General features: G+C 40.7%; 10 protein-coding genes. 1 reads left to right on the forward strand and 9 read right to left on the reverse strand.

Translation table 11 applies throughout. The annotated features are described in order from the left end of the window. Positions 1–190: 190 nt before the first annotated feature. The 8 genes from LNTAR_RS15665 to LNTAR_RS15700 all read right to left on the reverse strand — a co-directional run bounded on the left by LNTAR_RS15665 (position 191) and on the right by LNTAR_RS15700 (position 10,411). A complete protein-coding gene (locus LNTAR_RS15665; RefSeq protein WP_007279709.1) occupies positions 191–1,195 on the reverse strand; it encodes a ThuA domain-containing protein in 1,005 nt (334 codons plus the stop codon). A gap of 19 nt (positions 1,196–1,214) precedes the next feature. After that, positions 1,215–3,011, reverse strand: coding sequence for a sulfatase-like hydrolase/transferase (locus LNTAR_RS15670; RefSeq protein ID WP_007279710.1), 1,797 nt, complete (start codon positions 3,009–3,011; stop codon positions 1,215–1,217). 15 nt (positions 3,012–3,026) lie between these two features. After that, positions 3,027–4,379: a sulfatase family protein gene (locus tag LNTAR_RS15675; RefSeq protein WP_007279711.1), complete on the reverse strand. Its 1,353-nt coding sequence runs from the start codon at positions 4,377–4,379 to the stop codon at positions 3,027–3,029. 99 nt (positions 4,380–4,478) lie between these two features. After that, positions 4,479–5,894 carry a sulfatase gene (locus tag LNTAR_RS15680; protein ID WP_007279712.1) on the reverse strand — a complete coding sequence of 472 codons (1,416 nt, stop codon included), beginning with the start codon at positions 5,892–5,894 and terminating at the stop codon, positions 4,479–4,481. 11 nt (positions 5,895–5,905) lie between these two features. Further along, entirely contained in the window at positions 5,906–7,237 is a 1,332-nt protein-coding gene (locus LNTAR_RS15685; protein ID WP_007279713.1) for a sulfatase family protein, read from the reverse strand. Between the two features lie 8 nt (positions 7,238–7,245). Next, complete coding sequence (locus LNTAR_RS15690; protein ID WP_007279714.1) at positions 7,246–8,358, reverse strand: endo-1,4-beta-xylanase; 1,113 nt, start codon at positions 8,356–8,358, stop codon at positions 7,246–7,248. Further along, complete coding sequence (locus LNTAR_RS15695; protein ID WP_007279715.1) at positions 8,358–9,083, reverse strand: type II secretion system protein; 726 nt, start codon at positions 9,081–9,083, stop codon at positions 8,358–8,360. The genes LNTAR_RS15690 and LNTAR_RS15695 overlap by 1 nt, the downstream gene beginning before the upstream one ends. A gap of 5 nt (positions 9,084–9,088) precedes the next feature. After that, complete coding sequence (locus LNTAR_RS15700; protein WP_007279716.1) at positions 9,089–10,411, reverse strand: glycoside-pentoside-hexuronide (GPH):cation symporter; 1,323 nt, start codon at positions 10,409–10,411, stop codon at positions 9,089–9,091. Between the two features lie 443 nt (positions 10,412–10,854). Between LNTAR_RS15700 and LNTAR_RS15705 the strand changes: the two genes are divergently transcribed. Further along, positions 10,855–11,985, forward strand: coding sequence for an AraC family transcriptional regulator (locus LNTAR_RS15705; RefSeq protein WP_007279717.1), 1,131 nt, complete (start codon positions 10,855–10,857; stop codon positions 11,983–11,985). Between the two features lie 102 nt (positions 11,986–12,087). Here LNTAR_RS15705 and LNTAR_RS15710 read toward each other — a convergent pair whose 3' ends face one another. Then, complete coding sequence (locus LNTAR_RS15710; RefSeq protein WP_007279718.1) at positions 12,088–13,143, reverse strand: glycoside hydrolase family 43 protein; 1,056 nt, start codon at positions 13,141–13,143, stop codon at positions 12,088–12,090. Positions 13,144–13,259: the final 116 nt, after the last annotated feature.

Below are 13,259 nucleotides of genomic sequence, written 5' to 3' on the forward strand. Positions count from 1 at the left end.
GATTTCCCAAAACCTAGTTCTGACGAATTAGGCTCAGCTATGCCGTGCTTTCAGCACTCGGTTTGTCTAATAAACTAGGCTCAGTTATGGGGTGTATTCAGCACTCGAATTCTATATATTATTCATGAACCAGGCTGAGCTATGCCGTGCTTTTAGCACTTCTGGCATCGGTATTTATATGATAGGGTAACTATTTAACTGGCTTGGGTAGGAGGCCGAGTTTGGCGCTTGGGGTGGCGTCGGCTTCTAGGTCACCGCAGGCATACTGAATGCCAGATAGCATGTGCTGGAGAGCGACTTTGTCGAAGTAGGTCGCTTCGTTGTGACCAAGGTTCGTATAGAATACGCGTGAACCTGTGTAGCTGCGCAACCAAGACACGGCATAGTCATTGTCTTTGCGTTTCATATTTTTCTTCATCATGTTCTCACCTGATAGGTCGAGGCTGAGTAAGACGCGCATTTTATCGCGGGTAAAGTGTTCATCATCTTTGTACTGATAAATTTCATCGCGAATTTTATAGCCTTGTGGAACATGTTTACAGCAGGGGTGATCGAGGCCTTCGTTATAGAGTGTGACAGTTGAACCTGCGCCCCAAGGGTGACCATCAAAAATCCCACCCATAGCTTCCAAGTACTCAGGCCAATCTTTGTGGCAATCAGTAGCGGCATGAATGCCCACAAGGCCTTTGTTTGAAGCCATGAACTTTTCAAAGGCAGCTCTTTGCTCAGGTGATTTAATGGGATTGTTAGTTGTGCTAAGCATGAGGATGACATCGTATTTTGCGAGCTCCGCATCATTAATCATTTCTGCATCTTCGGTATGTGTGGAGGTATATGCACCGCTTTGCTCACCTAGAAGTTTGAGGACATCCGCGGCTAATTCAATCGAGGTATGGCGAAAGCCGGTTGTTTTTGAATAGATGAGAACCTTTCTCGCTTTCTTAGGTTTTTGGACTTCCATGTTCTTGATATCGCTTTTGATTTGCTCCCCATGATCTAACCACAAGACTTTATGATGGAGGGCAATGACTTGTTTATTGAGTGCGCGTGATTCTTTAATTTTCTTAGCTTTTCGAAGCGAGCTCACTTCTTTTTTCATGAGCTTAATTTTAGCGTGTATGGCTTTGGATTCTTCATTGGCAAAGACTGAAGCACAGAAAAAAGTGAGAATGAGCAGTATAGATTTAACTTTCATGGTTGATCCTTTTTAATAATTAATAAGAAAATTCGCGGACGGCAATTTTAGTGCCTTTTTCGGCGCCAAAAATAACGAGGCGTAAGAAGCGGTAGGTTTTTTGACTCGTGCTATTCTTGCTCACCGTTTCCCTAGTGCGGTTGCCGAATTTATTGAGGAGGATATCCCAATTATCACCATCCATAGAGGTGCCAATCGCGTAACGGTAGGTGGCTTCTTTTTCCCAAGTGATTTTAAACTCTGAACTTGTTTGGGCTTCTTTGAACTCAATTTGTAGCCAAAGATTCTTTTGCCCTTTGGGTGTCCAACGAGTTTTTTCATTTTTATCAAAAGCATTTTTAGCGACATTCTTGTATTGATGCCCCGATGATTGAATAAATGTAGCGGCAGTAAAAGATGGAGCTTGGGGAACGGGGGTCTCGAATTCGGCTTGGACCAATTGTTCTTGTTCAGCTTCGAGCAGCATCTTTGTCATGGCAGCCACTTTTTCGGGCATTTGCGGAGCTAAGTTATGACTTTCGGCGATATCGCCCTCAAGGTTGAATAGCTCAGTTTCCTTGCGCACGTTGTTTTTCTTATCCCAAGACATACGCAGTTTCATATTGCCGATGCGCAGCGCCTCGATGTGGTTTTTACTCCAAAAATAGAATTTTTCGTAGGGGCTTTTACCCTTATTTCCGTCACGTAACATGGGCGCAATATTTTTGCCATCGAGGGTGCGATTGGGGAGTTGGGCATTTGCGAGTTTCGCAAAAGTTGGCATAAAATCGAGAGTCGTTGCGATCTCCGCAGAATCAGTGCCTGCAGGGATAGTTCCAGGCCACCACATGACACAGGGGACGCGATGCCCACCTTCGTAAGTCGAGAATTTAGCACCGCGCAAGGGAAGGGCAGATCCACCGCGTTCGCCCAAGTTCCAAGGGCCATTATCAGAAGTAAAGATCACTAGTGTATTTTTATCCGCACCACTCGATTTAAGGTGTTTGAGAATGCGACCAACGTGATAATCCATTTCTTCTACCGTGTCGCCGTAGGGGCCTCGTGCACTCTTTCCCGCAAATTTTGGTGAGGCATAAAGGGGAACGTGAGGCATGGCATAGGCGAGGTAGATGAAGTAGGGCTGCTTTTTCTTTTCGGATTCTTTGATGATTTTCAGGGCTTCGTCAGTGTAACGCTGGGTGATATAAGTTTGATCCACGGGGTATTCAACGACTTCTTCGTCGCGCATCAATGGCACTTTGCCACCACGCTTTTCACCCTTAACGGCTTTGCTAGCTTCACCGGATTTGATTTGCTCAACAGTGACGCCACCAAAGAGCTTGATGTCATCGGCTAGAGCTAAATCTTTACTCATCCACATATCGTTACTGAAGGGGATTCCAAAATAGCTATCAAAACCTTGATTAGTGGGTAAAAATTGATTGCGATCGCCAAGGTGCCATTTGCCAATAATTGACGTTCTATAGCCAGCGGTTTTGAGGACTTCGGCAATGGTGATTTCCGAGGGCTTAAGACCTTGTGAAGCTCCAGGATAATAAACGTGAAAAACTCCATTGCGCGAAGGGTAGCGACCGGTGAGTAAAGCCGCACGAGATGCTGAACAAATAGCATTGGCAGAATAGAAGTTCGTGTAGCGGGCACCTTCTTTAGCCATTTGATCAATTTCGGGTGTTTTGATTTTTGGTGAGCCAAAACAACCGAGATCTTGGTAGCCTTGATCATCAGTAAAAATGACGATAAAATTTGGCTTTTTATCGGTCGCTTGTAGGTGGAGATAAGCAAGGCCTAAGACAAGAATGCTAATGAGTTTCTTCATGAAAAGTCCTTATTTTTATATCTTGTTTTTTGATTTTTTCTTCTTTGGTTTCTTACCCTGATAAAGTGCCTTTGGAATGACGCGTGTCGTTTGGCTGACAATTTTCATTTCGGCTTCGAGGAAATTCTTGACTTTCAGTGCTTCACCTTGAGGGTTGGAGATTGGGTTCTTTTCTTGACGATCATTGGGGATATCATAGAAGCTACCATCATTATAAAGTTTGTAGCGCTGAGTACGGATGAAATCCTGGCGTAACAAAGTGAATTTATTAAAATAGGCGGAGTAAACCCACTTTCTTTGTTCTGATTTTTTTCCTTGGAGTGTGGGAAGAAAAGAAACACCATCCATTTTGCGATCGCTGGGCATTTTGCCTCCACCAGCTTCTGCAAGTGTGACGAAGAAGTCGCTAAAGTCAATCAGTTGATCAGTGACGAGTCCTTTGACCCCTTGTGAGGGCCAAGAAACGACGAGGGGAACATGTGTGCCAGCGTCTTTTAAAGTGGCTTTAGCTCCTCGAATCTCGCCCATTTTTGTATTGGAACTAATCATTGAGTGGGTGCCGTTATCGCCCGTGAAGATTAAAATTGTGTTGTCGCGAATGCCGAGTTCTTCGAGTTTAGCATCAATTTTGCCGACAATTTTATCCATATAATGCACCATGTCGACAAAGTTGTCTTTAACCATTTTACTACGAACTTCTTTTGGGAGCTTCTTACGATCTTTCAAAGTCACTCCTAGGCGTGCGCTATCTTGCGTGTCGGGGGTGGGGTCCATGGGATCGTGAACTAAGATCATCGGGTAGTAAAGAAAGAAGGGCTTATCTTTGTGACGGGTGATGAAGTCGAGGGCGAAGTTGGCCATGAGGTCGGGGCCATATTCGCCTTGATCGCCGGGGAGGAGTTCTCCATTGCCGATAAGTTCCCCTACGTTATTATAGCGTTCAGATTTATTTTCGAGCCACCAAAGTAAGTACTCATCAAAGCCAAAATGATTGATCAGTTCGCGATTGCGGCCCAATTGCCATTTACCGCAAATAGCCGTTACGTAACCCGCATCTTGCATCATTTTGCCAAAAGTAATTTCATTTTTGTCCAGCTTACCAAAGCCAGGGTAATTGCGATGGTTATAGCGACCCGTCATGATTTGATTGCGTGAAGGAGTGCAAAGAGCTTGAGCGTAACAGTGCTTGAATAAGACACCATTTTTACCAATCTTGTCGATGTTTGGCGTCTGGTAATCGAGTGAACCATAACAGGAGAAGGCTTCCATGCCCACGTCATCCGCCATAATTAAAATGACATTGGGTTTCTCTGCGGCACAGATGCCGAGCACCAGTAATTGGATGAAAATTCCAGCTAAAAATTTCAATGAGCTCTCCTAATAGTTGTATTTAGCAACTTGATTAACAAGAACCCCAAAAATCTTAACAGGAATTTTTACACATTAGCAATAATATGATTCAGTCCTTTATTTATTCCAAGAATCGATGTGAGCTTGGAGGCGTTTACTCAGTTTTTTGACTAATTCTGCATACTCAGGATTTGCTGCAATATTGAAGTTTTCGTCAGGATCGCGCTGATGATCATAGAGCATACGAGCCGTGATGTTACCATTGCTTTTATTGCGCCATTCAGTGTATAGGAAGCGATTTGTATGGATAGAGTCTCCTGCATGGTAGCGACTAAATACGGCACTTTTCCATTTCGTATTAGGTTTTTTTAACAATGGGGCAAAGCTTTTACCTTGGAGATGAGGCGGTTTAGTGAATCCTGCTAAGTCGCATAAGGATGGATAGATATCAACAAATTCCACTAGAGCTTTACTTGGGCCTTGTGCATTTTGTCCTGCGGCAGAAACGATAAGAGGTGTATTAAGTGAAGTTTCGAAATTTGCGTGCTTACACCAAAGGCCATGTTCTCCGAGTTGCCAGCCATGGTCACCCCAAAGGATGACGGTGGTATTTTTACGTAAGTTGTTGGTGTCAAGATAATCTAAAATTCGACCAATCATAGCATCGGTAAAGCTAACGCAGGCATAATATCCATGCTTGAGTTCTAGCGCTTTATCATCAGGAACTGGACCAGTTTGAGGTATATCATTATACATTTTTCTAAGTTCATGCCATTGATGACTCGCTTGAGTTGGGGCATTTTTAGGCATATTAGGATTACTAGCAAGTTTAAAGTCACTACGCTTATAGAGGTCCCAGTACTTTTTGGGAGCGACAAAGGGTAAGTGTGGTTTAGTGAAACCAACGGCAAGAAACCAGGGCTTGTTTTTCTTTTCGGTTTTATCGATATAATCGATGGCAGCGTCTGCTAGTTGATAGGTGAAGTACTTTTCATCAGGTTCATCAGCAGCTTCACAGGCGGTGCCGAGGGCTTCAAAACTATATTTTCCACGACCAGCTTGGTTTTCTGGGAGGTGGTAGTCACGCATTGAAGGACTGGTTATTAATGGACTATCTTTAAAGTCCCAAGAACTTCTGTAGTCATTGCGTTCATGGTATACCTTGCCAATACTTATCGTGGTGTAACCATTTTTTTGAAATATACCTGCGAGGTCAAGCACACCACCAGATTCTTTGTAGGCTTTTGCATTATATGAAATGAAGCGATCTTTTGTTGGGCGCAAGCCTGTCATGACACTTGCTCGCGAGGCACCACAAACGGGTACATTGCAGTAGGCTTTTGAAAAGAGAGTACCTTCCGAAGCAAGTCGATCAATATTAGGTGAAAGGACTTGTTTGTTTCCATAGCAGCCGAGTTCGGGACGTAAGTCATCGACAATGATGAAGAGTACATTGTTTTTTTCAGATGCAAATAATGATAAGCTCAATGTGCATAAGACTAACGAGAAATATTGTAGTTTCTTAGTAAACATAATTAGGTTCCTTATTTTTTTCTTTTTGAGTGTGCTTTAACGCTTAGTTCCGCTTGCATGCCAGCGTCATTTTGATGCTTCATCCATTGGTCGAGTTTTTGGCTGAGTCGAGATTGTGTAGATCTGTATTCTTTTTTATTTGCGAGATTTTTGAGTTCCCATGGGTCTTTTTGTAAGTCGTAAAGTTCCTCAGCAGGACGATTAAGGATGAGCTTATGTCTTGCTGCCCAAAAACTATCAGATTGCCCCATTTTTTCCCAAGAAGTCATCCAGCCTCCACCATAGGCTTTATAATCCAAGTTATGTGTTGTGATATTACTAGATATTCCATCGGGATTGAGGTTGCGAATGTATTTGAATCTTTTGTCACGAACGGATCTAATGGGAAAGGGAAGTCCTGCCATAATCCCTCTATTGGTATGAGCCCCGAAAATATATTCACGATGTTTTATTTTTGATGCAGTGAGTGTTTGGAGGAAGCTTTGGCCATCAATATTTTGAATAGTTTTTCCCGTCGCAGCCTGATACATGCTGGGAAGGATGTCGATAAGATTAATCATAGCATTATTTTGAGTGCCAGGTTTTATTTTACCAGGCCAGCGAATAACCATAGGAACACGAAGTCCAATTTCATATAAGGTCCATTTTGCTAGTTTACCTGCGCCGTGATCGCTTAAAAATATAGTTATAGTGTTATCCGCTTTTCCAGATTCTTGAAGAATTTTTAAGTAGGAGCCAAAAGCTTTATCCATAGTTTCGATATCCGTGTAATAACCTTCACGTGTATTGCGAGTTTCATAGGTGTCGGGGAGGTATGGTGGGATGGGTATAAGTTGTGGATCAAAGCCACCGCTTTGGTGTGGAGCATGAGGGTCATTGGATGCAATAATAAGGCAAAATGGGTCCTCGCCATTAATGACTTCAGATATATCTTTAACTGTTTCTTGGACTCGATCCATTGCAAAGACACTCATAGGTTTAATATGTCCCTTGCCAGCTAAGACAACACGATATCCATGGGGTTTGAAGTATTGGCCAAAACTTTTCACTCCTTTGTTGACGGCACCATGATTCATGTGAGCTCCATTATTGTGTGGGTACAAACCTGTATAAAGCATACTTCTTGCAGGGGCACACATAGCGGTGGAAGTGAAAGTTTTGTTAAATAGCATGCCTTCTTTGGCAAGTTTATCGATATGTGGAGTACGGACAACTTGGTTGCCGTAGCAGCCTACATCAAAGGTACTATGATCATCAGCGAGGAAAATAAGGATGTTGGGTTTAGTTTGCGCAGTGAGCATAAAGGTGGCTATGCTGAGAAGACTCAATATTAATTTTATCATAATGCTACCTATGGTGTTTTGGGTTTGACTGTTTTAATAATGCTATAGAATGCCGCCTTGGCTTTACCGTCACGATCAAATAGCAAAGGATGATTCGTTCTATTGGCGACTGGCCATTGATTTTTCCATGAGAATTCGTCGGTGAGTCCCCAGAAATTCACACGATCAATCTTATCTGCATGTTTTAAGAAAACTTTAAAAAGGCCCTGGTAGCGATTGGCAAGCTGATTTTGCATAGATGTAGGTAGACCTTCTTTATAAGGATCTATGAACATATTATATTTATGTGATTCCGTGATTTCAGCGCCTCCATCAAATTGTTTTGGACGAGGTAGTACATCTATGTCAAGTTCAGAAAAATGAATTTGGACTTTGTTTTTATGAAGTGTATTGATGAGGAATTCTAAATTCTTATGAGAAGGGTAGTCTAAAGCCCAATGAGCCTGAATTCCTATTGCATCAATACGAATGCTATTCGCTTGCATTGAGTGCAAGAGTTCAAGGAGTCCCATAAGTTTATTGCGATTGTGAAGGTTATAGTCGTTGTAAATTAGCTTTGTTTTTGGAGGGAGCTCTTCTTGAGCAATTTTAAAGGCCTGTTGGACCCAGTCTTCACCTAGGATTTGTTTCCAAGGACTATCTCGTAAAGAACCATCTTCATTTAAAGCTTCATTGACCACATCCCAAGCATGTATTTTTTCACCATATCTTTTATTTAGAACTCTAATGTGGTGACGCATACGTTTGATTAAGAGGTCTTTACTGACTTGCTTGCCATTTGTGTCTTTGAAAAGCCATTCAGGTGTTTGATTATGCCAGAAAAGTACGTGTCCGACTACTTCCATCTTGCGTTCGGTAGCAAAGTCAATAAGTTTGTCAGAGAGAGCGAAATTGTAAACATTCGGTTCAGGGTTTAAAGCATCCCATTTCATGGCATTTTCTGCAACAAGGGAATTAAATTGTGAACTGATCAGCTCAGTGAATTCACCCCGACGTTTATCCAGTTGCTGTTCAATATTGATAGCGGTGCCTATTTTAAAATAGGGAGCAAAGCTATTTTTCAGGTGTTGGCCGGTGCTTAAAAATGAAAATAAAAGGCATATAGTAAAGAGTTTGTACATTAATAGTCTCCTGACCAAAAATTGTTTCCAAGTATTCCGTAACGACCAAGTGCAGAGGCTTCGGAAAATGATTCTACGTGACCATCATTAAAAGACATGTTACTATTCTCATCATGTCTATCTCGGTCATACAAGTAATAGTTGGCGTTGTTGGTGTTAGTTATGTGTACGGATTCCCCTAAGTCGACGCCTCTGGAATCTGCAAGAAGAGGGGTTTGTGAGGGCTTGATTATTTCTTGTAGTGAAGGGTATGAAATGCGTTTTTGGTTGCTGTCTAAGCTTAAAGAGTCTGCTTTTAAGAAGAGATTCATTCCGTAGCCAAAAATATTTTCTTGAGAGGCAGTGACAATCATTTCATTTGCTTTGGCTTCGTTGCAATGTAATAAATTTGTTTCAGCGAGAGGCTTATTATTTACTGAATCAGCATCTCCAAGAGTCCAAGACGGTTTGCCTATATAAGAGCCTAAAGCAATGTGCCATCGAGCAGCTTCGGTATAGTTACCGCCATAGCTATTTCGATCCCAAGGTGCTGGATATGACTCATAATCATCGCCATACATTGTGAATGCCAAATAACTTTGCTTAAGATTATTTTTACAGACCGAAGCTTGTGCTTTTTTTCTGGCTTTGCCAAGACTCGGTAAAAGCAAGGAGGCTAGTATGCCAATTATGGCTACCACAACAAGTAACTCGATTAGTGTAAAGGTGAATTTTTTTGTCTTCATATTTTTTAATCTTGCTTAAGGTCTTTAATGATTTTATTAAAAAGCTCACCATCAATTTTATAAAAAATTAGAGCGACAAAACAAATTATAGAGTAGATTGCCGGGATGATATTAAATAAGCAACGAATGCCAGTTTCAGCGGCGCTACTTAATTCAGTGTTGGCTTCGTAGCCAGTTTGGTACATCACAAAAGCAGCAATGCTGCCTGCTAAAGCCATGCCAGACTTTTGCATGAAAGAGAAAAAAGCGAAGGGGATGCCCTCTGAACGGACACCTGTTTTCCAGTGACCATATTCGACAGTGTCTGGCAACATGCCCCATTGGGTAATAGAACAGAACATCATAAAAAATGAACTAAGTGCGGATAGCGCAAAAATCATAAATAGATTAGTGTCTGGTACAAAATGACGCCCAAGACTAAAGAGCGCTACAGCAATACTAGCATACATGAAAACACTTCTTTTACCGAAGCGTTTAGTGAGTTGTGGAGTGATTAGTGCACCAAGGAGGTTTGCTGGCAACATCACCATAAAAAATGTTGATTGTAGGTTAGCATCTCCAAGGATGTATTTGAAGTAATAGAGCGCAACGGCGTTACCTGTAACCCAGACTCCTGTATTCAATAACATCGCTGCAGCAAGAACTAAGAGAGCATCGTTTTTAAAGATGATTGGGAGAATGTCTTTTAATTTATATTTTTCCTTAGGTGGCTCAACTCGCTCTCTAGAGAAGAAAAATGAAATCCAAAGTAGGATTACGGATGTGGCACCTAAAACGCATGCAGCAATAAAAAATCCTTCTTGCTCAGTAGAAAATTGGTTAACGAAGGGTTTGACACCTATTCCAATAACTCCAAGTGCAATCACTACTGCAAAGAACATTCTATAGCTAGAAATCACAGCTCGTTCTTGTTGGTCTTGTGTCATTACTGCACTGATTGATGAGTAGGGTAGCCCTACTGAAGTGAAACACATGCCATGGATAATGTAGGTAATATAAGCGTAGGCAATTTTAGCTGAGTCGGATAAATCTGGTGTGTAAAAGCAGGCAAGTAAAGCTAAGTTGAGGGGGATGGCTCCAAAGAGTAAGTATGGACGAAAGCGACCCCATTTACTTTTTGTGTGGTCAGCTATGAAACCCATGATAGGATCATTGAAAGCATCCCAAATACGAGCGGCTAGAAATAATCCTGCTACATGAGCTGCAGAAATGCCAAACACATCAGTGTAAAAATAAGCCAAATAGAAACCAATGAGCTGAAAGTTTAGATTCATGCCTAGGTCACCTAAGCTGTAGGCGAAGATATTGCTTTGTTTTAAAGGTTTCATACTAGCTTACCTCGAGGTTTAGGTGGTCATTAATTGAATAAGACTTCTCGTTAGTTAAAAAGCCAATTTTTACGGAATTAGTACAACAAGTCCTATGGCTATAATTGTAGATATTTTTTTTGATGCTTAGACATGATTTTTACTAAAGGATCAAGATATAAACTTTTAGTTTGAAGTAAGTTTCTTAGGCTTTTGATAAGCATGAGGCTTGGTCCTTATTTGTTGAGTTGAACAAAGATAGGCCAAGTAAAAAGTTTAATCAATTATATAACATGAACACTTATGTATCAAAAATGAAACTTTTTTAAGTATCCTTTGATATGTGCTGTTTTGAATTTATTTGTATATAAAGAATATTATAAAATATATTAGGAAAGTTTGGGTTTTGTATATTTATATTAATCTATAAGTATTTTTTATGTTTTATTAAACAGGAGTTACATATGAGTAAGACCCCCGAAATAATTTTAGCCTTGGATTGGTATGATTACCGAATTCATCAAGGTGTAGTGAACGTTGCGCGAGAAAATGGTTGGAGTTTGTTATTTTTACAAAATTCATTTCGTAGTAGTGCTGTACCCGCAGCATGGAGAGGAGATGGCGCTATAACTCTAATTCATAGTGCTGAGACCTATCAATTTTTTCAAACACATAAAATTCCTGTTGTGGATTTGGGTTTAAATAAACATGGTTTAGCCATACCTCGGGTAGTGACAGACAATGTAGAGTTAGGGCGCATGGCTGCAGAACATTTTCTCGAGCGTGGATTTACACATTTTTATGCATTATCCACCAACAATATTCAGATGTTTCAGGAGCGTTACCAAGCCTTTAAAGAAACACTCATGAAGAAAGGCTATGATTGCGAAATAATTGAAGTCCCTAACCTCTATGATACGCACCTTCTAGATTTATCTCAGGCGATTTTAAAGCAAAAACTGTCAAAGTTCAAAAATCCTGCAGCGCTTTTTGCTTACGAAGATAGCTGGGCAGCACAGTGGATTTATTTAGCGGAATCAATGGGCTTAAAAGTGCCAAATGATTTGGCTATTTTAGGGGCAGATAATAACCCTCTTATTGCAAGGTCTCTTTCAACGCCTTTAAGCAGTGTAGAAACTAACCAAGAGGGTCTTGGACAACAAGCAGCACTGGTTTTGAAAGACCTAATGGAAGGTAAGGGGATAGGGGATCACCTTTATAAACTTCAGCCAACTTCAGTGGTGACTCGAGCAAGTACAGATGTTATTGCAAGCTCAAATCCGGTAATTCGTACAGCCTTGGAGATTATGAATAATGACATTTCAATAACAGCAGCTGAGGTAGCCCAACAAATGGATATGACTCAGCAGGGCTTGCAAAGAGCTTTTCGGACTCATTTTCATTTATCACCAGGTCAGATCTTAAGGAAATTACGTATTCGTTTTATAAAAAATGCACTTGTTCATACAGATAAGTCTATGGAAGAAATAGCTTTTGAAGCAGGCTTTACCTCTACGCCATCTCTTTATCTTTTCTTTAAGAGAGAGGCTGGTGAAACACCTGGTAACTATAAAAAAAATAAAATAAAAAAATAAGCTATAATCCAAAGTTAAGTCTAGAACTTTTAGCGCTCTCTAAAATTTCAGATTAATTCTTATGATCTCTAAATGTTATAAGGTTCCAATTCTAAATAAGTTTTAGTTGAAGTAAGGAGATATTGTCTGAATACTACCGTCTTCCTTGTGCGTTAACTCAATCATTTTAATATTTCTTAAATGTGTTTGACCTCCTGAAAGCATAGTGTCGTGATAGAATAAGTACCATTTACCTTTGAATTTGGCAATAGAATGGTGTGTAGTCCAACCAAGGACGGGCTCAAGAATGAGGCCTTGATATGTAAAGGGACCATAAGGCGACTCACTCGTAGCATAAACGATTTTATGTGTTTCACCTGTTGAGTAAGAGAAGTAATATTTTTCTTTGTATTTATGGAGCCATGGCCCCTCGAAATAACGACGGTCAGTATCTCCTGCTAAAAGCTCATTTCCGTATTCGTCTAAAATTGATATTTCATGGACTTCCTCGTCTAAACTTAGCATGTCTGGGGAAAGTTTGGCCATACGTGGTTTTAATGCGGGCTCATCATTCGCCGGGTATTGTTCAGGGCCATAAGAGCTTTTATGCCAGTTTTGTAATTGGCCGCCCCAGAGTCCTCCAAAGTACATGTAATAGGAGCCATCCTTATCTTCATATACGGCAGGATCAATACTATATGTTCCTTTAATATAAGATGGCTCAGCTTTGAATGGACCTTCTGGCTGATTGCTAGAAGCAACACCAATGCGGAATAAGCCATCATAATCACGGGCAGGAAAATATAAATAATATTTGCCGTCTTTTTGAGCTGCATCAGGTGCCCACATTTGACGCTCTGCCCATTTAACCTCATTGATGTCTAATGCGCAACCATGATCAATGACTTTGGCATCAGGTTCATTTAGTGAAAATACATGATAATCTCTCATGTCAAAATGATCGCCATCGTCGTTTAATGGTTTGTCACTTTCAATATCGTGCGAGGGATAGATGTAGATTTTGTCATTGAAAACATGTGCAGACGGATCAGCGGTATATATATGACTTACTAGAGGAAGAGACTTTTGTTGTAAATGGCCTGCTCGAGCTAAATCTTTTTTATTTACAGCTTCTGCGTCACTATTAATATTATTATCTAAGTCTATTACTTTGTTCATGTTTTATCTCCCTAATTCTTTGAGATATTATAATTTAAGAAAAGTCTGCTAATACCATCACAAGTCATGAAAGCTACTAATGAAACTTTGCAGAGGACTAGTCTGTTTATTTTAAT

It is taken from the genome of Lentisphaera araneosa HTCC2155 (assembly GCF_000170755.1).
In the GTDB taxonomy this organism is placed as follows: domain Bacteria; phylum Verrucomicrobiota; class Lentisphaeria; order Lentisphaerales; family Lentisphaeraceae; genus Lentisphaera; species Lentisphaera araneosa.

Bases quoted from the DNA above. Each gene is read 5' to 3' on its own strand.
- LNTAR_RS15665 (WP_007279709.1), bottom strand. From the start codon at position 1,195: ATGAAAGTTAAATCTATACTGCTCATTCTCACTTTTTTCTGTGCTTCA.
- LNTAR_RS15670 (WP_007279710.1), bottom strand. From the start codon at position 3,011: ATGAAGAAACTCATTAGCATTCTTGTCTTAGGCCTTGCTTATCTCCAC.
- LNTAR_RS15680 (WP_007279712.1), bottom strand. From the start codon at position 5,894: ATGTTTACTAAGAAACTACAATATTTCTCGTTAGTCTTATGCACATTG.
- LNTAR_RS15685 (WP_007279713.1), bottom strand. From the start codon at position 7,237: ATGATAAAATTAATATTGAGTCTTCTCAGCATAGCCACCTTTATGCTC.
- LNTAR_RS15690 (WP_007279714.1), bottom strand. From the start codon at position 8,358: ATGTACAAACTCTTTACTATATGCCTTTTATTTTCATTTTTAAGCACC.
- LNTAR_RS15695 (WP_007279715.1), bottom strand. From the start codon at position 9,083: ATGAAGACAAAAAAATTCACCTTTACACTAATCGAGTTACTTGTTGTG.
- LNTAR_RS15700 (WP_007279716.1), bottom strand. From the start codon at position 10,411: ATGAAACCTTTAAAACAAAGCAATATCTTCGCCTACAGCTTAGGTGAC.
- LNTAR_RS15705 (WP_007279717.1), top strand. From the start codon at position 10,855: ATGAGTAAGACCCCCGAAATAATTTTAGCCTTGGATTGGTATGATTAC.
- LNTAR_RS15710 (WP_007279718.1), bottom strand. From the start codon at position 13,143: ATGAACAAAGTAATAGACTTAGATAATAATATTAATAGTGACGCAGAA.